Source organism: Arthrobacter sp. StoSoilB19, assembly GCF_019977275.1.
GTDB lineage: Bacteria > Actinomycetota > Actinomycetes > Actinomycetales > Micrococcaceae > Arthrobacter.
In genome coordinates this window covers 1,266,209-1,287,987 of record NZ_AP024650.1, presented here as the reverse complement: position 1 = coordinate 1,287,987, position 21,779 = coordinate 1,266,209, and the positions used below count along the sequence as shown (strand labels likewise).

19 protein-coding genes are annotated in these 21,779 nt (G+C 65.3%); 6 read left to right on the top strand and 13 right to left on the bottom strand.

From position 1 onward, the window contains the following. Position 1: 1 nt before the first annotated feature. From LDO86_RS05980 to LDO86_RS05940, 9 genes are all read right to left on the bottom strand, one after another. Positions 2 to 1,327: an ABC transporter permease gene (locus LDO86_RS05980; protein ID WP_018770206.1), complete on the bottom strand. Its 1,326-nt coding sequence runs from the start codon at positions 1,325 to 1,327 to the stop codon at positions 2 to 4. Continuing rightward, entirely contained in the window at positions 1,324 to 2,718 is a 1,395-nt protein-coding gene (locus LDO86_RS05975; RefSeq protein WP_018770207.1) for an ABC transporter permease, read from the bottom strand. The genes LDO86_RS05980 and LDO86_RS05975 overlap by 4 nt, the downstream gene beginning before the upstream one ends. After that, positions 2,711 to 4,282, bottom strand: a complete 1,572-nt coding sequence (locus tag LDO86_RS05970; RefSeq protein ID WP_018770208.1) for an ABC transporter ATP-binding protein — start codon at positions 4,280 to 4,282, stop codon at positions 2,711 to 2,713. The genes LDO86_RS05975 and LDO86_RS05970 overlap by 8 nt, the downstream gene beginning before the upstream one ends. Positions 4,283 to 4,461: 179 nt before the next feature. Continuing rightward, positions 4,462 to 5,532: a BMP family ABC transporter substrate-binding protein gene (locus LDO86_RS05965; RefSeq protein ID WP_051081395.1), complete on the bottom strand. Its 1,071-nt coding sequence runs from the start codon at positions 5,530 to 5,532 to the stop codon at positions 4,462 to 4,464. Between the two features lie 293 nt (positions 5,533 to 5,825). Further along, positions 5,826 to 6,842, bottom strand: coding sequence for an NADP-dependent oxidoreductase (locus LDO86_RS05960; protein ID WP_018770210.1), 1,017 nt, complete (start codon positions 6,840 to 6,842; stop codon positions 5,826 to 5,828). Next, positions 6,839 to 7,270, bottom strand: coding sequence for an organic hydroperoxide resistance protein (locus LDO86_RS05955; protein WP_018770211.1), 432 nt, complete (start codon positions 7,268 to 7,270; stop codon positions 6,839 to 6,841). Before LDO86_RS05955 ends, LDO86_RS05960 begins: the two co-directional genes overlap by 4 nt. A gap of 42 nt (positions 7,271 to 7,312) precedes the next feature. Then, positions 7,313 to 7,747, bottom strand: a complete 435-nt coding sequence (locus LDO86_RS05950; protein ID WP_018770212.1) for a MarR family transcriptional regulator — start codon at positions 7,745 to 7,747, stop codon at positions 7,313 to 7,315. A gap of 145 nt (positions 7,748 to 7,892) precedes the next feature. Continuing rightward, a complete protein-coding gene (locus LDO86_RS05945; RefSeq protein ID WP_018770213.1) occupies positions 7,893 to 9,110 on the bottom strand; it encodes an amidohydrolase in 1,218 nt (405 codons plus the stop codon). A gap of 99 nt (positions 9,111 to 9,209) precedes the next feature. Further along, positions 9,210 to 10,343 (bottom strand): mannose-1-phosphate guanylyltransferase, encoded by a 1,134-nt coding sequence (locus tag LDO86_RS05940; RefSeq protein ID WP_018770214.1) that lies wholly within the window; start codon positions 10,341 to 10,343, stop codon positions 9,210 to 9,212. Between the two features lie 321 nt (positions 10,344 to 10,664). Between LDO86_RS05940 and sdhC the strand changes: the two genes are divergently transcribed. The 5 genes from sdhC to LDO86_RS05915 all read left to right on the top strand — a co-directional run bounded on the left by sdhC (position 10,665) and on the right by LDO86_RS05915 (position 15,021). Beyond that, a complete protein-coding gene (sdhC, locus tag LDO86_RS05935) occupies positions 10,665 to 11,000 on the top strand; it encodes a succinate dehydrogenase, cytochrome b556 subunit (RefSeq protein WP_026265921.1) in 336 nt (111 codons plus the stop codon). Between the two features lie 3 nt (positions 11,001 to 11,003). Continuing rightward, on the top strand, positions 11,004 to 11,465 hold the full coding sequence (locus LDO86_RS05930) for a succinate dehydrogenase hydrophobic membrane anchor subunit (protein WP_018770216.1): 462 nt from the start codon (positions 11,004 to 11,006) through the stop codon (positions 11,463 to 11,465). Positions 11,466 to 11,573: 108 nt separating this feature from the next. Further along, the gene (gene sdhA / locus LDO86_RS05925) at positions 11,574 to 13,373 is read left to right on the top strand and encodes a succinate dehydrogenase flavoprotein subunit (protein ID WP_018770217.1); all 1,800 of its coding nucleotides are present in this window, start codon (positions 11,574 to 11,576) and stop codon (positions 13,371 to 13,373) included. 1 nt (position 13,374) lies between these two features. Continuing rightward, positions 13,375 to 14,157, top strand: a complete 783-nt coding sequence (locus LDO86_RS05920) for a succinate dehydrogenase iron-sulfur subunit (protein ID WP_018770218.1) — start codon at positions 13,375 to 13,377, stop codon at positions 14,155 to 14,157. A 90-nt stretch (positions 14,158 to 14,247) separates the two neighbouring features. Next, a complete protein-coding gene (locus LDO86_RS05915) occupies positions 14,248 to 15,021 on the top strand; it encodes an alpha/beta hydrolase (protein ID WP_018770219.1) in 774 nt (257 codons plus the stop codon). A gap of 25 nt (positions 15,022 to 15,046) precedes the next feature. Here the strand turns inward: LDO86_RS05915 and LDO86_RS05910 are convergent, their stop codons facing one another. Beyond that, entirely contained in the window at positions 15,047 to 16,348 is a 1,302-nt protein-coding gene (locus LDO86_RS05910; RefSeq protein WP_018770220.1) for an extracellular solute-binding protein, read from the bottom strand. Positions 16,349 to 16,652: 304 nt separating this feature from the next. On the opposite strand from LDO86_RS05910, the gene LDO86_RS05905 reads away from it, so the two are divergent. Beyond that, on the top strand, positions 16,653 to 18,941 hold the full coding sequence (locus LDO86_RS05905; RefSeq protein WP_018770221.1) for a hypothetical protein: 2,289 nt from the start codon (positions 16,653 to 16,655) through the stop codon (positions 18,939 to 18,941). A 45-nt stretch (positions 18,942 to 18,986) separates the two neighbouring features. Here LDO86_RS05905 and LDO86_RS05900 read toward each other — a convergent pair whose 3' ends face one another. From LDO86_RS05900 to trpS, 3 genes are all read right to left on the bottom strand, one after another. Then, entirely contained in the window at positions 18,987 to 19,910 is a 924-nt protein-coding gene (locus LDO86_RS05900) for a YihY/virulence factor BrkB family protein (protein WP_043425099.1), read from the bottom strand. 106 nt (positions 19,911 to 20,016) lie between these two features. Beyond that, positions 20,017 to 20,721: a 2'-5' RNA ligase family protein gene (locus LDO86_RS05895; RefSeq protein WP_081620213.1), complete on the bottom strand. Its 705-nt coding sequence runs from the start codon at positions 20,719 to 20,721 to the stop codon at positions 20,017 to 20,019. Positions 20,722 to 20,725: 4 nt separating this feature from the next. Then, positions 20,726 to 21,769 carry a tryptophan--tRNA ligase gene (gene trpS / locus LDO86_RS05890; RefSeq protein ID WP_018770224.1) on the bottom strand — a complete coding sequence of 348 codons (1,044 nt, stop codon included), beginning with the start codon at positions 21,767 to 21,769 and terminating at the stop codon, positions 20,726 to 20,728. Between the last annotated feature and the right edge of the window lie 10 nt (positions 21,770 to 21,779).

Here is a 21,779-nt window from a genome sequence, read left to right as displayed (position 1 = left end):
GTCATCCCTTGACGTAGGGGATGCCGCTGGCGGCCGGGCCCCTGGATTTGCCTACCAGGCCGGCGACGGCGAGGACGGTCACCAGGTAGGGCAGCATGGCCATGAACTGGCTGGGCACCGGGGTGCCGATGATGGTCACGATGCTCTGCAGGTTGTCGGCGAAACCGAACAGGAGTGCCGCGAAGAAGGCGCCCACCGGGTTCCAGCGGCCAAAGATGAGGGCGGCCAGCGCGATGAAGCCGCGGCCGCCGGAAATCTCCTTGGTGAAGCTGTCGATCGCTACCAGGGTGAAGAAGGAGCCGCCAATTCCGGCGACGGCACCGCCCAGGGTCACGTTCCAGAACCGCGTGGCGTTGACGTTGATGCCAAGGGTGTCTGCGGCTTGGGGGTGCTCCCCCACTGCCCGGACGCGCAGGCCCCACCTGGTCTTGAACAGGCCTACCCAAACCACCGCGACGGCCACATACATGAGGTAGCCCACCAGCGACTGCCGGAACAGGATGGGGCCGATGATGGGGATGCTGGAGAGGATGGGGATGTCGATGACGTCCAGCCCCGGCGGTGAGTTGAACTGGGCTTTGTTGGCCTGCATCACGGTGCTGAAGAGGAAGCCCGTCACCCCGGAGACCAGGACGTTCAGGACGACGCCAACGATGATCTGGTTCACCAGGTACTTGATGCTGAACAGCGCCAGGACCATGGACACGACCGCCCCGGCAATGGCCGCGGCCAGCAGCCCGATGAAGGCGTTCTTTGTCATGCTGGCAACGATGGCTGCGGTGAATGCGCCGCCCAGGAGCTGTCCTTCAATGGCGATGTTGACCACGCCCACCCGCTCGCACAGGACACCGGACAATGAACCGAACACGAGCGGAACCGCAAGCGTGACGGACCCGGCGATGAGCCCCGCCAGCGAGATGGCGGGGGTGCGGGCCCCGCCCACCACCCAAATAAGGAAGGCCGCCACGAAGATCACGATGAAGGTGACCGCCAACCAGCCCGGAGCCGGCTGGTTCTTGGTCTTCAGGTAGACGGCGTATCCTGCCAGCGCCATGAGCACTACCGACAGTACGATGCCGCCGGCAAACGCATTGATCTCCAATGCAGGCAGCTGGAAGAAGTCGCCGCCGGTGGAGATGCCAAAGCTGGCCGTCTGGCTGGGCGCCAGGAATCCGAAGAACACCAGGGAGACCAGGGCGAAGACAGCGAGCAGGACGGGAGTCTTCCAGCTGACGGGTTTGCCGGCCGGCGCTGCGGAAGGGGCGTCCGCCTTGGGCCCTCCGGGCTGGGGTTTGCCCGGCCTGGACGATGAAACTGTTGTGCTCATGCGGCACCTCCGGTAGTGGCTGCCTGCCCGGACTTGGCTGCGCGCGCGGGCTTCCTGCGCCGCGGGTTCAGTCCAAAGACGGCCCGCACCAGCGGCGGCGCGGCAATGAAAAGGACAATCAGGGACTGGACCACCAGGACGATGTCGATGGGGGTGCCGGTCTGGATCTGCATCTGGACCGCCCCGGCGCGGAAGGCGCCGAACAGCAGGCCGGCAGCGAAGGTGCCCCACGGCGTCGAACGTCCCAGCAAGGCGACCGTGATGGCGTCAAAGCCGTACGTGGCGGCGACTCCGTCCGTGAGCACCTTCTCCGTGCCCGCGACCTGGGCCACGCCTGACATGCCTGCGAGCCCGCCGGCGATGGCCATGACCAGGATGGTGGAGCGGGAGACGTTGATGCCGGCGGTCTGGGCTGCCTTGGGGTTGGCGCCCACGGCACGGAACTCGAAGCCCACCGTGGACCGGTTGAGGAGCCACCACACCAGGACTGTGGCCGCGATGGCCAGAATGAAGCCCAGGTGCAGCCGGTACTGGCTGCCCAGGATCTGGGGGTAGACAGCGCTGGGATCCAGGATGGGCGAAATGGGGTTCGACTCCCCCGGCCGCTGGAACGCCGGGGTATTCAGCAGGTAGCGCAGGAAGTACAGCGCGATGTAGTTGAACATAATGGTCAGGATGACTTCGTGGGCTCCGGTGCGGGCCTTCAGCAGGCCGGCGAGGCCGCCCCAGAGGGCGCCGCCAATGATGCCGGCCACCAGCACCAGCAGCAGGTGCAGGCCGAACGGCAGGTGCAGGGCGAAGCCCACCCAGGCCGCCAGGATGCCGGCCACGATGATCTGCCCCTGGGCGCCGATGTTGAAGAGCCCGGCCCGGAACGCCAGCGCCACGCCCAGGCCGGCCGTGATGAGCGGCGTGGCGATGGTGAGGGTCTCCATGAAGGGTGCGAACTGTGCGGCCAGCCCATTGCCGCGGGGGTTGAACACCGAGCCTTGGAACAGCGCTATGTAGGAGCGCGTGGCAGCATTCCATACGGCCGTCAGCATGTCGGTGGGCCGGGCGAAGAAGTAGCCGGCGGTGGTGGCCACCTGCTTGTCGGTGCTCGCGATGAGCATGCCGCCAATGATCAGCGCCAGCAGCACTGCCAGCACGGACACCATGCCGCTTCCGGTGAAGATCCTGCGCAGGACGGTGTCGGAGCCGCCGGGAAGCAGTCCGCTTTGGGCCGTGGCTGGAACAGCCGAGGGCTGCATCGCCCCGCCGGCGGTGTCGACGGCCACTACTGCGGCCGATTCCTCCGCAGCATCCTGGCCGGCGGCAGACCCGGCGCCGGGCTGTTCGTTGTCGACGTGCCGGCTTTCGTCTGCGTGTTTGGGGGAAGGCTGGTCAGGCATGGTCGGCTCCCTCGGCGTTGGAGGTGGCGGCCGGGGTGCCGGCCTGCGGGGTGTGTGCGTGTTCTTCCGGCGGGATGCCAGCCATCATGAGGCCAAGGACGTCCCGGCTGGTTCCGGCGGGGACAGTGCCCACCAGCTTGCCTTTGTAGAGCACCGCAATGCGGTCCGCCAGTTCCATGACTTCGTCCAGTTCGGTGGAAATGATCATCACCGGGGTCCCTTGGTCACGCTCCGCGACAATCCGCCGGTGCAGGAACTCGATGGAACCCACGTCCACGCCGCGGGTGGGCTGGGAGGCGATGAACAGGCGCAGTGGACGGGAAAGTTCGCGGGCCATCACAAGTTTTTGCTGGTTGCCGCCGGACAGGGTCCCGGCGGCGGCTGCGGCGGAGGGTGTGCGGACATCGAATTCGCCGATGCGCGCCTTGGCATTCTCCATGATTTTCGCAGGGCTCATGCTGATCCCCTTGGCGAAGGGCGGCTTGTCATAAAGATCAAGGATCAGGTTCTCCGCCACGGAGAAGGTGCCCACCAGCCCGTCCACCTTGCGGTCTTCGGGAACGAACCCGACGCCGGCCTGCAGGACTTCCTTGACGGACCGGCCCACGAGCTCCTTGCCGTCCAGGACAATGGAACCGGTGACCCGCTCCTGCAGGCCCAGGATCGCTTCGGTGAGTTCGGTTTGCCCGTTGCCCTGGACGCCGGCAACGGCCAGGATCTCGCCGCGCTTGATGTGGAAGCTGAGATGGTCCACGACGTGCTGGCCGTTGGGCGCGATGACGGTGAGGTCGCGGACTTCGAAGGTGGTGTCCTTGGGCTGGGCCGGAGCCTTGTCCAGGGTCAGGCTTACGGCACGGCCCACCATCATCGAGGCAAGTTCGGTGGTGGAGGCGGCGGGATCGGCCGTGCCCACTACCTTGCCCCGCCGGATCACGGTGATGGTGTCCGAGACTTCCTTGACCTCGCGGAGCTTGTGCGAAATGAAGACGATGGAGGTTCCGCGCGACTTCAGCTGGCGCATGATATCCAGGAGCTCGTCGGTCTCCTGCGGAGTCAGCACGGCGGTGGGCTCATCCAGGATCAGCACCTTGGCGTTGCGGACCAGTGCCTTGATGATCTCCACCCGTTGCTGCACGCCCACCGGCAGGTCCTCCACCAGGGCGTCCGGGTCCACATCGAAGCCGTATTGGTCCGAGATTTCCTTGATGCGCTGCCGGGTCTGGTCCAGGTTGAGGAACCCGGCCGCCTTGGTGGGTTCGGCGCCCAGCGCAACATTCTCTGCCACGGTGAAGACCGGCACCAGCATGAAGTGCTGGTGCACCATGCCGATCCCGGCCGCCATTGCATCGCCCGGGCCCCGGAACGTGACGGGCTTGTCATCGATGAGGATTTCGCCTTCGGAAGGCTCATACAGCCCGTAGAGCACATTCATCAGGGTGGATTTCCCCGCCCCGTTTTCACCAAGGAGGCAGTGGATCTGTCCCGGCTCAACCACCACGTCTATGTGGTCGTTGGCCAGGAGCGTGCCAAAACGTTTGGTGATCCCTCTGAGTTCAAGTTTCAAAACTCTGACCAATCTCGAAGCGTCCGGTGATCGACCGGACGGGATATATGGCTGCAGCACCAGCCTAGTGGCTGCAGTCCCGGGAGGAGCCGGCCGGGCGCTGTAAACGTTCGGCCAGCAAAAAGCGCCACCGGCCGGCCAGTGGGTGACGGACCGGCGGTGGCGCTTCCTGTGGTGGATCAGGCCTTGGGGCTGGCTGCGGACTCGACCTTCAGCTTGCCGTCGACGATGTCCTTCTTGATCTTCTCGAGGTCGGACTTCACGTCGGCGGGGACCTGGGAGTCGAGGTCGTGGAAGGGTGCCAGCTGCACGCCGTCGTTGGCAAGGGTGCCAACGTACGGGGTGTTGTTGAACTTGCCGTCCTTGTCCTCGGTGACAACGGTCTCCACGGCCTCGCCCATCTGCTTCATGACAGAGGAGAGCATGATGCCCTTGTAGTCCGGGGCGGTGAGGTAGCCGTCCGAGTCAACCCAGATCAGCTTGACGTCCTTGCCGGCAGCCTTGGCCTCGTTAAGCGCAGCTCCGGCGCCCTTGCCCACGGGACCGGCCACGGGCATGACGATGTCCGCGCCCTGGTCCAGGAAGTTCTTGGTCAGCTGCTTGCCCACGTCCTGCTTTTCGAAGTCGCCGGTGAAGCTGCCGTCCTGGGCATCCTTGTTCCAGCCGAGCAGCTTGACGTTCTTGCCCTTCTGCTGGTTGTAGTACTTCACGCCGTCGGCGTAGCCGTCCATGAAGATGGTCACGGTGGGGATCTTGATGCCGCCGAAGGTGGCCACGGTGCCGGTCTTGGTGGTTCCTGCAGCCAGGTAGCCGGCGAGGAAGGCCGCCTGCGCGGTGTCGTAGATGATCGGCTTGACGTTGCTGATGGGCTTGTCGTAGCCAAAGTCGATGATGGCGAAGTGCTTGTCCGGGTTGGCGGTGGCCTGGGCCTTGGTGGCGTCGCCGAGCAGGAAGCCCACCGTGATGGTCAGGTTGCAGCCGGCCGTGACCATTGCCCGCAGGTTGGGTTCGAAGTCGTTATTGGTCTTCGACTCGATCTGGTTGACCTTGATGCCAAGGTCCTTCTCGGTCTTCTTCAGGCCCTCGTAGGAGGACTGGTTGAAGGACTGGTCGTCGAATCCACCGGAGTCCGACACGATGCAGCCCGTGTAGTCGCTGGCACCTGCGGATGAGGTGCTTCCGGCTTCGGGGGCTGCACCGCAGGCGGTGAGCACAAGCGCGGACGCACCGAGGGTGGCCACTCCGGCCATTGAACCGCGCTTGAAGCTGGCACGCAGTGATTTCTTCAATTTTCCTCCAGGGATGATGCGAGTGGCGCTACGGGCTGGAATTCAATGAGTGTCCGTTTCGGCGCTGAAATTCTGTTTTCACTGAAGGCACGCAGCACTGCGCCGGAGCGCACTGATGGCACTTACTTTAGTGGCCTGCGCCACGTCCCCATAGCACGCCAGGAGCCCAGCCGGGAGATTGTTTACAAGTTGTTACCAAGCAGTAGGGACACCGCGGATGCGGTGTCCCTACTGCTTGTGCGTGATGGTGGCGGCTACAGCCGGACGAGCATTTTCCCGGTGTTTGCGCCGTCCAGGAGGTCCATGAAGGCCTGCGGCGCGTTCTCCAGTCCGTCAACGATGGTCTCGTCGTAGCGCACGGTCCCGTCCGCCAGCCAGCCGGCCATTTTCTCCGCAAACTCCGCCGCGTGCTGGCGCTGCCCGCCCACCAGGAAGCCCCGGAGGGTGAGCTGCTTCCCGATAGCCTGCATCAGGTTGTGGGGTGCAGGAGTGGGTTCGGTTGAGTTGTACTGCGCGATGGCGCCGCACATTGCCACCCGGCCGCCCACGTTGAGGACCGACAGGGCTGCCTCGAGGTGCTCGCCGCCCACGTTGTCGAAGTAGACGTCAATGCCGGCCGGGCCGGCCGCCTTTTCCAGTTGCCCGACAACGGGACCGTCATGGTAGTCGAACGCGGCGTCGAAACCGAGCTCCAGGAGCCGGGCCACCTTGGCGGGCGAGCCAGCCGAGCCGATGACCCGGGAGGCGCCCATGGCTTTGGCGATCTGTCCCACCAGCGAGCCCACGGCACCCGCCGCGCCCGAAACGAACACGGCGTCGCCCGGCTTGAATTCGGCAACCTTCAACAGACCGGTGTAGGCCGTCAGCCCGGTCATGCCCAGGGCACCCAGGAAAGCGGACGCCGGGGCCAGGTCAGTGCGGGCGGGGGTGGCAGAAGCGCCGTCGACCACCGCATACTCGCGCCAGCCAAGCGGATGCACGACGACGTCGCCCTCCTGGTGTGCGGACGACCGGGACGCCATCACCTCGCCCACCGCCCCGCCGTCGAGCGCCTTGCCCACGGCGAAGGGCGCGGAGTAGGACTTGACGTCATTCATCCTGCCCCGCATGTACGGGTCTACGGACATGAAGAGGTTCCGCACCAGGATCTGGCCGTCTTCGAGTGCGGGCAGCGGAGACTCGGCAAGTTCGAAGTTCTCATTGGACGGGCGTCCCTCGGGGCGCGAAGCCAACCGGATTTCGCGGGTGGTGGTTGCAAGGGCTGTGCTCATGCTGCGTACTCCAGGATCTTGAGGTCGACGTTGATGTTGCCGCGGGTGGCGTTGGAATAGGGGCAGACCTGGTGCGCCTTGGCCACAAGGTCTTCCGCCGTGGCGAGGTCCAGGGCGGGCAGGGCGATTTCCAGTTCGGCGGCCAGCCCGAAGCCGGCTCCGCTCTCCAGCTGCCCCAGGTGGATTTTCGCTGCCACTGCCGAGTCCGTCAGGTCAGCGCCTGCCTTGCGGCCGACCAGGCGCAGTGCGGAATGGAAGCAGGCGGCATACCCGGCGGCGAAAAGCTGTTCGGGGTTGGTGCCGTGGCCGCTGCCGCCGAGTTCGACCGGGCTGGCGAGATCCACTGCGAGCCTGCCGTCGTTGCTGCGTGCAGCGCCGTCGCGCCCTTCGCCCGAGGCCAGCGCCTCGGCGGTGTAGAGAGTCTTCACGAAAAAATCCGTCCTGTAGATGGGATGGTGCAGTATTCGGGTTCACAGCGATTCATGCAGGGCAGCCGTGAGCTTGCCCAGGGTGGTCCGCAGCTGTTCGAGTTCGTCCAGCGAAAGTCCTGCGGCATCGGCCAGCCGCTGCGGAATGGCGCTGGCCGCGCCGCTGAGGTTCCGCCCGGCATCCGTCAGGTGGATGGCGACGCGGCGTTCGTCCTCGCCGGACCGCCGCCGTTCCACCAGCCCCAGGGCTTCCAGGCGCTTAAGGAGCGGCGACAGGGTGCCGGAGTCGAGGCCAAGTTCCCCGCCGAGTTCCTTCACGCCCCGGGGTTCGCTTTCCCACAGGACCAGCATCACCAGGTACTGCGGGTAGGTGAGCCCCAGTTGGTCCAGCACGGGCCGGTAGACGGCGGTGGCGGCACGGGAAGCTGAGTACAGGGCAAAACAGACTTGCCGGTCCAGGCGGGGTGCTTCGGTCATACAGAAACGATAGCCCACAATTAAGTTGTGCACAACTTACTGCAGGTGGGGCAGCCCCTGTTGCGCCGCCGTCGGCATGCGAACGACGGCGGCAGGGCATCTTTCCGGCCGGGCTCTGCCAGGCGCGCCCCCCCGGCCAAAGAGGTTACGGAAGCGGTGCCTGCTCGAGGTCCCGGATGGTCCGCAGCGCCGCTGCGGTGAGGACCCGGATGCCCAGGCCAAGGGCGCGCTCGTCCAGGATGTAATCGCCGCGGTGGAGGTCGTAGTCCTCACCGCCCGGCGTCTTGGTGCCCAGCCGCATCATGGCTCCCGGAAGTTCCGCCAGGAACCAGGCAAAATCCTCGCCGCCCATGGACTGCGGCGTCAGCACCACGGCGCTCTCGCCGATTTCGGCCCGGGCGGCAGCTTCGATGATGGCTGTCTCGTGTTCCGAGTTCACCACCGGCGGCACCCCCCTGGTGTGCTCCAGGTGGACGTCCACGCCGTACGGTGCGGCCACCTGGTGGACCACTTCGTCAAGGAGTTCGCCGGCAGCGTGCCAAGCGTCGCGGTCCAGGCAGCGCATGGTCCCGGCCATGTAGCCGCTGCCGGGAATCGCATTGGGTGCCGAGCCCGCGGTGATCTGGCCCCACACCACGGAGACGCCGCTGCGGACGTCCACCCGGCGGGACAGCACGGCCGGTACGTTCACGGCGATCTGGGCCAGCGCGAACACCAGATCCTCGGTGAGGTGCGGGCGCGACGTGTGGCCGCCACGGCCGGAGAGTTCGATCCGGATGGTGTCCGAAGCCGAGGTAATGGCACCAATCCGCGTTCCCACCTTGCCCACCTCAATCCGGGGGTCGCAATGCAGGGCCAGGATCCGGGGGACGCCCTCCAGGACGCCCTGTTCGATGCAGGCGTGCGCGCCGCCGGGCATCGTTTCCTCGGCAGGCTGGAAGATGATCCGGACGGTGGCCCCAAGGGGTGCCTCCTGGTGCATCCGGTTCAATACCAGGGCGATGCCCAGCATGGTGGTGGTGTGCACGTCATGGCCACAGGCGTGCGTGACGCCGTGATTCTTCGACGCGAACGGCAGGCCCGTCTCCTCGATGATGGGCAGGGCGTCAATGTCGCCGCGCAGCGCCGTGGCGATGGGACCTTCGCCCACGTCCACGGTCAGCCCGGTGCCTTCCAGGCGGCGGGGACTCAGGCCGGCGGCTTCGAGCCGCTCGGCAAGCTTGTCCGTGGTGCGGAACTCCTTGAAGGACAGCTCCGGGTGCGCATGCAGGTCCCGCCGGAATTCGATCAGTTCCGGCAAAAGCGGTTCGAGCCAGGGAGCCACCAGGGCGGTGGGCTCGGCTTCAGTAGTGTAGTTGCGCACTGTTTCACTCTAGCGAGGGTGCCGGCTTTAGTGCCCATTCACTGACGCCTCATTACATTCCGGAGACTGCCGGCACCGGTGGCGCCGGCAGGTTCCGGGTCAGAGGACGTCCGTGTCGCCGCTTGCCTTAAGTGCGTCGACGGCAGCCTTGACGCGCTGGGAATTGGCCATGGTGGTCACCAGCAAAGCGTCCGGGGTATCCACGATGACCACGTCCTGGATGCCGATCAGGGCGATCACGCGCTTGGTGTCGGTAACCACAACGCCGCTTGAGTTCTCGGTGAACACGCGGGCACCTTCGCCGAGGACGGTGACGTCGTCCACTTCCTTGGCACTGTTGAGGCGGCCAACGGAGGCGAAGTCGCCAACATCGTCCCAGCGGAAAGTTCCGGGAACGACGGCGACGTCCCCGGCTTCGGCGGCGGGCTCGGCCACTGCGTAGTCGATGGCGATCTTCGGCAGGGTGGGCCAGATGCGTGCCGTGACCTCGTCGCGCCGGGGGGTGTCCCACGCCCGGGCGATTTCCTGCAGCCCCTGGAACAGTTCGGGCTGGTTCGCCTCAAGGTGCTTGAGCATCAACGCCACCGGTGCCACGAACATGCCGGCGTTCCACACGTAGTCGCCACTGTCCACGTACTGCTGGGCCACCACTTCGTCCGGCTTTTCGACGAACTCCACCACGTCGTGGGCGCTGGGCGCGCCTTCAATGTGCAGGGCCTTGCCGGAGCGGATGTAGCCGAAGCCGGTGGACGGGTGCGTGGGCTTGATGCCGATGGTGACGATCTTGCCGGTGGCAGCGGTGTGGATGGCTTCGCGGACGGCCTGCTGGAACAGATCATCCGGGCTGATCACCTGGTCGGCTGCGAAGGAACCCATGATGGTGTCGGGATCGCGCTCGTGCAGGATCGCCGCCGCAAGGCCGATGGCGGCAGCGGAGTCCTTTGGCTCTGACTCGAGGACAAGGTCGGCGTCCTGCACCTCGGGCAGCTGGCGGCATACGGCGTCGCGGTGCGCCCGGCCGGTCACCACCAGCATCCGGTTGCCCGCCAAAGGGTGCAGCCGGTCATAGGTGGCGCGCAGCAACGTGCTGCCCGATCCCGTGAGATCGTGAAGGAACTTGGGAGCTGCTGCACGTGACAGGGGCCAGAGGCGGGTCCCCACTCCGCCTGCCGGAATCACCGCGATGAAGCGGTCAAGGGGTGAAGCCGGGCTTGTCACTTTGTCTGTACTCATCACGGCTACTTTAGCGGAACGGCCCCAACCGGCTCCTTTGGCGACACATCAGACCTGCGTTTTGCGGCGCCGTCGTACCCAAAAGCCTGCAGGGATGTGGCGTTCGTCTCATTTCCCCGGAAAATCCGCTCCAGTACTGGGCACCAAGAATCTCCGAAATTGAATAAGCTGTTAGCGGAGCCTAGATTTAGGCCTGAGCTACGAGTGCTCTCGCAGCAGGCGTTCCCCCCGCATGGATCTCATGCCAGCGCCGCTGTGTTGCAGGGAGGTTTATCAGTGCCGACAAAACCAGCTGGCACCTTGTACCGCGGCCGTGAAGGCATGTGGTCCTGGGTAGGACACCGCATTACCGGTGTAGTGATCTTTTTCTTCTTGTTGGTCCACGTCCTGGACACCTCCTTGGTGCGTGTGTCACCGGAGGCCTACACCGCTGTGATCGGCGCCTACAAGAACCCCCTGATGGCGCTGGGCGAGACCGGCCTTGTTGCCGCGATCGTGTTCCACGCCTTCAACGGCCTGCGGATCATTGCGGTCGACTTCTGGAAGAAGGGCGCAAAGTACCAGCGGCAGATGCTGTGGGCAGTCCTGGCCCTTTGGGTCGTGACCATGGTCGCCTTCTCCATCCGCCACCTGTCCCTCGCCCTCGGAGGTCACTAAGCCATGACTGCAACGATCGAGAGCCCCCGCAGCGGGCGGATCGCCCCCCAGTACCGCCGCAGCAGCGGCTCACGGGGCAACTTCGAGATGATCGCCTGGCTGTTCATGCGTCTCTCCGGCGTAGTGCTGGTGGTCCTCATCTTCGGCCACCTGTTCGTGAACCTCATGGTGGGCGAAGGCATCCACGCCATTGACTTCGGCTTCGTGGCCGGCAAGTGGGCAGACCCGTTCTGGCAGTTCTGGGACCTGGCCATGCTTTGGCTGGCAATGCTGCACGGCACCAACGGCGTCCGGACCATCATCAACGACTACGCAGAGAAGACGTCCACCCGCCGCTGGCTGAAGACCGTCCTCTACGCGGCCGCCGTCGTCATCATCCTCCTCGGCACGCTGGTCATCTTCACCTTCAACCCGTGCCCCGTGGTGAACGGCGTTGCCCTTCCGGGTGGATTCTGCCCTGCCTAGAACTGGCACAACCCCGGGCCCGCGGGCTTTTCCGCGGGCCCTGTTTTGCGGAGCAGGCAAAGCCGCCCCGTTGTTTTATAGCGAATTTTGAGAGAAAGAGCGTCTGGTATGCAGGTCCATAAGTACGACGTCGTCATCGTCGGTGCCGGTGGCGCTGGCATGCGCGCCGCGATCGAGTCCGGTCAGCGCGCGCGCACAGCAGTACTGACCAAGCTCTACCCCACCCGCTCGCACACCGGTGCGGCCCAGGGTGGCATGTGCGCAGCCCTTGCCAATGTCGAGGAAGACAACTGGGAATGGCACACGTTCGACACCGTCAAGGGCGGCGACTACCTGGTTGACCAGGACGCCGCGGAGGTCATGGCCAAGGAAGCCATCGACGCCGTGCTGGACCTGGAAAAGATGGGCCTGCCCTTCAACCGCACCCCCGAGGGCCGCATCGACCAGCGGCGCTTTGGTGGCCACACCCGCGACCACGGCAAGGCTCCGGTCCGCCGTGCATGCTACGCCGCGGACCGCACCGGCCACATGATCCTGCAGACCCTGTACCAAAACTGCGTCAAGCACAACGTTGAGTTCTACAACGAGTACTACGTTTTGGACCTGCTGACGGTCGAAGAGGATGCTGTCCGCGAAGACGGGACGCCCTACAAGCAGAAGCGCGTGGCCGGCGTCGTCTCCTACGATCTCGCCTCCGGTGAACTGCACGTGTTCCAGGCCAAGTCCGTGGTGTTCGCCTCCGGTGGCGCCGGCAAGGTCTTCAAGACCACGTCCAACGCCCACACCCTGACCGGTGACGGCATGGGCATCGCCTTCCGCCGCGGCATCCCCCTGGAGGACATGGAGTTCTTCCAGTTCCACCCCACCGGCCTGGCCGGGCTGGGCATCCTGCTGTCCGAGGCCGCCCGCGGTGAAGGTGCCATCCTCCGCAACTCGGAGGGTGAGCGCTTCATGGAGCGCTACGCCCCCACCATCAAGGACCTGGCACCGCGCGACATCGTGGCCCGCTCCATGGCCAACGAAGTCCGCGAAGGCCGCGGCTGCGGCCCGAACAAGGACTACGTCCTCCTGGACCTGACCCACCTGGAGCCGGCGCACATCGATGCGAAGCTGCCGGACATCACCGAGTTCGCCCGCACCTACCTGGGCGTGGAACCGTACACCGAGCCGGTGCCCGTGTTCCCCACCGCGCACTACGCGATGGGCGGCATCCCCACGAACATCGAAACCGAAGTGCTCCAGGACAACGACACCGTGGTCCCCGGGCTCTACGCCGCCGGCGAGGTGGCCTGCGTGTCCGTCCACGGTTCCAACCGCCTTGGCACCAACTCGCTCCTGGACATCAACGTGTTCGGCAAGCGTGCCGGCATCGCTGCCGCGGAATACGCCAAGACCGCCCAGTTCGTGGAACTGCCGGAGAACCCGCTGGCCTACACCACCGAACTGCTGGACATTGCCCGCAACGGCACCGGCGACGAAAAGGTGGCGCAGATCCGCAAGGAACTGCAGGACACGATGGACGCCAACATGCAGGTGTTCCGTACGGCGGACACCCTGAACCAGGTGCTGCGCGACATCGCATCCTTCGAGGAGCGGTACAAGCGCATCAATGTCCAGGACAAGGGCAAGCGCTTCAACCTGGACCTGCTCGAGGCCGTTGAGCTCGGCTTCCTGCTGGAACTGGCCAAGGTCATGACCGTGGCCGCCCTGCACCGTGAGGAATCCCGCGGCGGACACTTCCGCGAGGACTTCCCCGAGCGTGACGACGAGAAATTCATGAAGCACTCCATGGCGTACAAGGATGACCATGCGCCGGCTGACGGATCGGCGGAGTCAATCGCCGGTATCCGCCTCGCCACCAAGCCGGTTGTCTTTACCCGCTACGAGCCGATGGTGAGGAAGTACTAAGATGACCGCTGAAATCGCTGAGCCAGCCTCAAAGGTTGAACTTCCTGCCGGCGTTGGCGGGGGCGGGGAAATCCCCACGTTCGACGTCCACATGCGGGTCCGCAGGTACAACCCGGAGGTTTCCGAGGAAGCCACCTGGGATGATTTCCACCTGACCATGTACGGCACGGACCGTGTCCTGGATGCCCTGCACAAGGTGAAGTGGGAGATGGACGGCACCCTGTCCTTCCGCCGCTCCTGCGCCCACGGTGTGTGCGGCTCTGACGCCATGCGCATCAACGGCCGCAACCGCCTTGCCTGCAAAACGCTGCTGAAGGACCTGGACACGTCCAAGCCCATCACCGTGGAGCCCATCAAGGGTCTGCCGGTGGAGAAGGACCTGATCGTGGACATGGAGCCCTTCTTCCAGTCGTACCGCGAAGTCATCCCCTTCCTGATCAACAAGGGCCACGAGCCCACCCGGGAACGCCTCCAGTCCGCGGAGGACCGGGAGCGCTTTGACGACACCACCAAGTGCATCCTCTGCGCCGCGTGCACGTCCTCCTGCCCCGTGTTCTGGACGGACGGTCAGTACTTCGGCCCCGCCGCGATCGTCAACGCACACCGCTTCATCTTCGATTCCCGTGATGATGCCGGCGACATGCGCCTGGAGATCCTCAACGACAAGGAAGGCGTGTGGCGCTGCCGCACCACCTTCAACTGCTCCGAGGCATGCCCCCGCGGCATCCAGGTCACGCAGGCCATTGCGGAAGTCAAGCAGGCCATCCTGGCCCGCAAGATCTAGGCTCGTTCACCAACAGATATAACGGCCGACGGCGTCGCTCACCACACGTGGTGGGGGCGCCGTCGTCGTTTCAGCAGAAAGGGGTCCTCCTTGTCCCGCTCCGAAAAAGTGTCCTTTGCCGGTTCCACCGGCGAGATGCTGTCCGGCATCATTGACGTCCCGGAGGGCCCCGTCAAGGGCTGGGGTGTCTTCTCGCACGGTTTCACGCTGGGCAAGGACAGCCCCTCCGCAGCGCGGATGTGCAAGGCGCTGGCGGACAGCGGCATCGGCATGCTGCGCTTCGACAACCTGGGCCTGGGCGGCTCCGCCGGGGAATGGTCCGCCGGCTCGTTCAGCCACAAGGTGGCCGACACGGTGAAGGCCGCGGAGTTCATGCGCAGTCAGGGCAAGGAGATCTCCCTGCTGGTGGGCCACTCGTTCGGCGGCGCCGCGGTTCTTGCCGCAGCGCGGGAGATTCCGGAGCTCGACGCCGTTGCCACCGTGGGAGCGCCCTTTTCCCCCAAGCATGTGGCCCACGTTTTCGATGCCGCGCTGGACAGGATCCTGAGCGAGGGCAGCGCCGAAGTTGACCTCGGAGGCAAGCGGGTGGAGATCCGCCGGCACTTCGTGGAGGACCTGGAGAACGCGGACCTGACGGACTGCATCAAGCAGCTGCACAAGCCCCTGATGGTGCTGCACTCCCCCACCGACAACACCGTGGGGATCGAGAATGCCAGCACCATCTTCCAGACGGCCAGGCATCCGAGGAACTTCGTGTCCCTTGAGGGCAGCGACCACCTGCTCACCGGCAAGGGCCAGGCCGCACGGGCGGCCAGGATCATCGCCGCCTGGGCGGACCAGTACCTCGACGCAGCACCTGCCTGACCCTCCCCGGCCAGTTTGGCCGGCCCTACTTGCCGATAGCCGCCTTGCTCTCGCTGATCCACTGTTCGGCTGCCTTGTCCGGCGTGACCCGCTTGAAAAGGACGTCCGTGTTGATCCGGGCGGTGATCTCCGAGACGGCGGTTGACCCGGTGGGGCCGATGTACGTTGGGGCGAAATCCATCTTGCCGATCTGGTTGATGTACTCCGCCTCCACCTTGCCCTGAGGGGTGAGCATGTCCTGGATGGCGGCGCGCATGTCGGAGTTGCCAGGGATGCCCCGGTCGCTCTGGATGATCCTGGCCGCCGCCGGGTTGTTGACCAGGAAGTTCACGAGCTTGGCGGCAGCGTCCGTGTGCTTGCTGCGTGCGGAGATGGTGTAGAACTGCGAGGACTGCAGCCAGATCCCCGGGGTGGGCTTCTCCCCCGGTAGCTTGAGCAGTTTCAGGTCTGCGCCGGAGGCCTTGCTGAGGGCGGTCAGTGAATTGCTCCACGTGAGCATCATTGCGGCCTTGCCCATGCCCATGAGGGTCTGCTCAGTGCTGACATTGAGCTTCTCCACCGTCTCCGAAGCACTCGGAGCGGCACCGGATTCACTAAGCTTCAGCGAGTAGTGGAAGTAGTCCTGCACCGTTTGCTTGCCCAGTCCCAGCTGTCCGTCCTGGGTGTACAGGGATTCGCCGCGCTGGCGGGCGAAGGCGTCCAGGGAGTCATGGGTGAGCACGGTTGCAGTTCCGTAGGTGCCCTGGGGGCTCTTGGCGGTGATGTCACCGGCAATCCTGGCGAAGTCGTCCCAGCTCCAGCTGCTGTCATCTGGCAGCGGAACCCCTGCCGCCGCGAAGACGGCGGGATTGGCCACAATGGCCAGTGCGTTGGCGCCGGTGGAAACGCCGTACTGTTTGCCCTTGACCTGTCCGTTTTCCAGGGCGCCCTGGTCGATCCTTGACAGGTCCAGTGAGCCCTGCACCGTGGTCAGGTCCAGCAACGCGCCGCGGTTTGCGTATTCGGCGGGGTAGGCGCCCCCCATGGTGATGACATCCGGCGCGTCGTTGGCGGCCATCTGGGTTGCGAGCTTGTCGAAGTAGCCGCTGATGTCGCCATATTCCGGCTTGACCTTGATGTTGGGGTTGGCGGCCTCAAACTCAGCAATGGCCTTGTTGGTCAGCTCGGCCCGGCCGGCATTGCCCCACCAGGAAAAGCGGATCTCCACGGGCCCGTCCCCGGCCCTGTTGGACGACGGGCTGGAACAGCCGGCCGTCACGGCCAGAAGGGCTGCGGCTGAGAGGACGGCAAGGGATTTACGGATTGTTCCGGTAGCAGGGCGCGTCATTGGGCAAGCTTCTTCCTTGGTGAGAAGGGTGGGTGAGCGAGAGAAAGCGATTTCGTGAAACGTATCAACGGCGGGCAAAGCCCGTCAATAGGATCCCGTCATGGTTTCCGTACCGGTTATCGACCTGGAGTTCTCGGCGCACGATTTCACATGACGGCCCCTTGACAGCGCTGTGGAACCCGCCAAGGATGGAATCGCCAGAAACCGCTTTCTCCCCAGTGCCGCGTTTCCGGGGAGGCGCGCTGGCCATGCCCGGACATTTCGCGGCATCAGTCACCACACACCTGTAAGGAGGGCGCGCACCGTGCACAGCCACGCCAGCACCGTACGGCCGGAGGCCACGACCACGTCCCACCGGCGGCACAAGCAGATTGACAGGAAGGCGCTGGTCCGGCGGCACAACGTTCGTCAGCAAAGTCTTGATCCGCGAAGCCCTGTCTCAGTGGGCAACGGGGAGTTTGCCTTCACCATGGACCTCACGGGCCTTCAAAGCCTGCCAGCCGAGTACCCCGTGGGGCCCCGTGAGGACTCGCTTCCCCCGGGAACGCTGCTGGGCACCCAATCCACCTGGGGCTGGCACTCCATGCCTGGCGGCGATCGTTACAGCCTGGCAGGTTCCACGGTCCTCTACGACTCCCCACGTGGTCCGGTGCCGTACGTGGACATGGTGGGTGACATCGTCAATGAGCGTGAGACAGGCACCTCAACGGCCGAAGCATGGCTGCGGGCAAACCCGCACCGCCTGGATCTGGGACGCATCGGTTTCCAGCTGCTGCAGGACGGAACCAGCCGGCCCATCAGCAGCAGCGAGCTTTCCCACGCCAGCCAGATTCTTGATCTTTGGACGGGCATCGTCACCAGCACCTTCGCCATCGCCGGCCACCAGGCCACGGTCACCACAGCCTGCCATCCGGACCGCGACGAACTCGGCATTCGGGTGGAGTCACCCGCGCTGGGTGACGGCCTGGTGATCGGCATCGACTTCCCGTACGGCTCCGAGGCGTGGCACAACGGCGCCGGGTGGGATCTGCCGGGCGCCCACACCACCATCCTCAACAGACCGCAACCTGCAGTACTCCATGCAGGGGCCAGCAGCTGGACGGTGGACCGCGAACTGGACAACGCGCGCTACCGCGTGGTGATCACCGGCCAAGGCCTGGTCGTGGAACAGACCGGGGCGCACCACCTGCGCATACGGCCGGATGTCCACTCAAGCACCGAGGCGCTGGACCTGTCCATTGAGTTCATATCCGCCGCGGACGGGGACTGTATCCCCCGGGGCGGTGCGGGCCTTTCCAGAGTGGCAGGCAAGGCGTGCGTTGGCCGCCATGCGGGTCCCGCCGTCGGGCCTTCCCCTTCGGCGCCGTCGGTTCCCAGCGCAAACCAGCCCGGCAGCAACGTTGCAGCCGCCTCCATGGACCGTTGGCCCAGGTTCTGGTCGTCCGGAGGTGCCATCGAGCTGGCTGCCACGCCGGACCCACGGGCCAGGGAACTCGAACGCCGGATTATCCTCTCCCAGTACCTGACGGCCGTCAACTGCTCCGGATCGCTGCCGCCGCAGGAAACAGGCCTGGTGTGCAGCTCGTGGCGCGGCCGCTTCCACCTGGAGATGCATTGGTGGCACGCCGCCCATTTTGCGCACTGGAACCGAACGGAGCTCCTCCTCCCCTCCCTGCGCTGGTACTCAACGGTGCTGGAAACGTCGCGGGAAACCGCCAGGGCGCAGGGCTTCGACGGCGCCCGCTGGCCCAAGCAGGTAGGCCCGGACGGCAGGGAGAGCCCCAGCCCGATCGGGACGTTCCTGATTTGGCAGCAGCCGCATCCCATCCATTTGGCCGAGCTGCTGTACCGGGCCAATCCGGGCCCTGACGTGCTGGAGGAGTTCGCTGACATCGTGTTCGAAACCGCCGCGTTCATGGCGGGCTTCGCCCATCGCACCCCGAGGGGTTTCGAACTTGGGCCGCCGCTCATACCCGCACAGGAGAGCTATGGGTCCATGCGGGCGAAGATCAAAAACCCGACGTTCGAACTCGCTTACTGGCAGTGGGGCCTCAGGACTGCCGCCGCCTGGCGGGAACGGTTGGGCCTCGAGCCCGTTGCATGCTGGCAGGAGGTTGCTGACGGGCTGGTGCGCCCGCGCGTAGTCGACGGCGTCTATGCGGCAATGGACGTGGAGCCCTTCACCATCAGGACGGACCATCCCTCGATGCTCTGCGCACTGGGCGTCCTGCCGCTGACAGACCTGATCGATGAGGCAGTCATGCGGGCCACCCTTGAGGATGTCCTGGCCGACTGGGACTGGACCACCACATGGGGGTGGGACTACCCGGTGATGGCGATGACCGCTGCCCGGCTCGGGGACCCGGAGTACGCCGTCGACGCGCTCCTGCAGGAGGCCGGTAAGAACACAGTCCTGACGAACGGTCACAACCGGCAGACGGACTCCTTGCCGTTGTACCTTCCAGGCAACGGGGGGCTCCTTGCCGCGGCCGCGCTGATGGCTGCCGGCTGGGACCACGGCCCGGACCGCCACGCTCCGGGCTTTCCGCCCGGCTGGACCGTTGCGTGGGAAGGTCTGGTGCCGGCCCCCTGACGTCGCTGTGCTGGAGGGCCGGACAATTCTACGGCCGGGCGCGCGTCATGTTTGGGGCGTGGTTCGGCGTGCGCCGAGTATCGTCTTGCGCGGAGGAGCGTCCGACTCCAGGTCCGCTTCACGGACGGCCGCCCATCCTGCCGAGACAAGGTAGACCTGGCTGACGAGGTTGAACCAGATGAGCAGGCCGATGATGATGGCAAACGGCGCCAGGATGGGATTGCGGCTGGCCCCGCCAAGAAGTTCAGTGCTGAAGATCTGCAGTATGGTGGTGCCCACGGCTGCCAGGCCGGTGCCCTCGACCAGTGCCTGGCGGGACAGCTTGAGCCCCGCGGCCAGCCGGAACATGATCAGCGCCGTGACCCAGTTCAGGACCAGCGGGACGACGATTTTGACGGAGGTGGTCAGCGGGCCGGCCAAGGCGTCGCTGAGGTGCAGGAAGTCCGCTACCCAACCCGCCAGCGTGCCGAACACCAGCGATGCACCGCCGCTGATCACCAGGGCCACGCCCAGCAGCAGCAGGGTTCCGGCGTCGCGCAGCTTCATCACGATGGGATTGACGATCAGCGGCGGCAGCTGCAGGACGCCGCGCAGGCCGTCCCGGAGGCCGTTGATCCAACCGAGTGATGTGACCACCGTTACCAGCGCACCGATGACCGCGGTCCAGCCGAGGCCGTTGGGATCCAACATGTCCTTGGGGTCCACCAGCCCCGGTCCGCCGTTGACTTTCAGTAGGCCCGGTGCGCTGGCGGCCACGCTGCCGATAACGGTGTCCAGCAGCGCCGGCTGGCCGCTGAGGACCAGCCCGGCGATGGAGAAGCCGGTGGCCAGCAGGCCTGTGACGGAGAAAAACATGTTGAAGCCAATGCCGGCGCTCATCAGCGGCCCGTAGTGGAGGGTGTAGTGCCGGAAGGCGCGCATGGGGCGCAGGACGTTCAGGCGGGCGGTGAGCCACTGAACCAAGGCCATCAGGGCACCGAATTTTTTGCCGGACCTGCGCGCCCGATTCCATTCCATCCGCTTTTGGATGACCTCCAGCTTCAGCCTGGCCTGCTCGGTGGGCAGCGGCTGCTGGTTACCCTGCGTCGGTTGGGGTGTCCGCGGCAGCGTCCGTGAACCGGGTGCCGGCGTTGTTGTCAGTTTCGGTCCCAAAATCCAGCTCTTCCCGTAGCTGCCAGATGCCGTCGGCATCGTGCTCGTAGAGTCCCATGCTAACCACAGGGAAGGTGGCCTTGTAGTTCTTCAGCACCGTTTCGGCCTCGTCAAGGCTTTCCGGGGCGACATCGTGGGCGATGGTGACGTGCGGATGGTAGGCAAAGGGCAGTTCACGGTGGAGTGGGCCCTGCTGGAGCTTGCGGTGCAGGTCCACGCAGTGCTCGAACCCGTCCTCCACATTGATGAAGACTACGGGGGAAACGGGCCGGAAAGTTCCGGTCCCGGCGATGGTCACCATGAACGGGCTCTGGCAGCGGGCCACTTCGCGGACATGCCGGAGGGTCGCTTCCCAGTCCTGGGTGGGGGTGGTGGTGACCAGCGTAATGTGGGCCGGTACCACGTCCGCCAGCGGGTCACCGAACGACGCCCGCCAGCGCTGCAGCTCTTCGGCGATGTCTGCTGGAAAGCCCAGGATGACGCCCACGCTGACCTCTTCGCTGCGGGCCACCTCATGGTTCGCCGCCGCATTCCGGCCTGGCTGGTCTCCCAAGCGGTCAGCCAGGGTCTGCTCCACCTGGCCGGCAGAGCAGGCACCTCCCCTGGCGGTGACTTTTCCCGAAGACATGGCGCTAGCGGACTCCCGCGAGGCTGAGGGACGGCAGGAAGCCCATGCGCTCGTAGACCTGGGCCAGGGTGACGGAGGCGATCTCGCGGGCCCGCTCAGCGCCAAGGGCCAGCAGCCGGTCAAGCTCGGCGGGATCTGCCATCAGCTCATTGGTCCGGTTGCGCAGCGGGGTGATGAAGTCCACCACAACTTCGGCGAGGTCAACCTTGAGGTGGCCGTACATCTTGCCCTGGTACTCGGCTTCAAGCTCCGCCACGGACTTGCCCGTCAGCGAGGAGTAGATGGTCAGCAGGTTGGACACGCCGGGCTTTTCCTCAGGGTCGAAGCGGATGTCCGTGCCGGCGTCGGTCACTGCCGACTTGATGCGCTTGGCTGCGATCTTGGGATCCTCCAGCAGCTGGATGGCACCGTTGGGCGACTCCCCCGTCTTGGACATCTTGGCGCTGGGATTCTGGAGGTCGTAGATCTTGGCGCTTTCCTTGACGATCGTGGCCTCCGGAACCGTGAAGGTGTGGCCGAACCGGGTATTGAAACGCTGCGCCAGGTTCCGCGTCAGTTCCAGGTGCTGCCGCTGGTCCTCGCCGACGGGCACGAGGTCGCTCTGGTACAGGAGAATGTCCGCGGCCATCAGGGTGGGGTAGGCGAACAGGCCCAGTGTTGCGGAGTCCGCGCCGGACTTCTGGGTTTTGTCCTTGAACTGGGTCATCCGGGAAGCCTCGCCAAACCCGGTAATGCAGTTCAGCGCCCACGCAAGCTGCGCATGCTCGGGAACATGGGACTGGACGAAGAAGATGCTCTTGTCCGGGTCGATGCCGGCCGCGATGTACTGGGCAGCCACAATGCGGGTCCGCTTGGCCAGCTCGGCGGGGTCGAAGTCCACTGTGATGGCGTGCAGGTCCGGGATGAAAAAGACGGCGTCGTACTCCGCCTGCATGTCCACCCAGTTGCGCACGGCACCGATGTAGTTGCCCAGGTGCAGGGAGTCGGCGGTGGGCTTGGCACCGGAAAGGATGCGCTTCTTGGCAGTGGAGGAAGTCTGGCTGGTCATGGAAAACTTT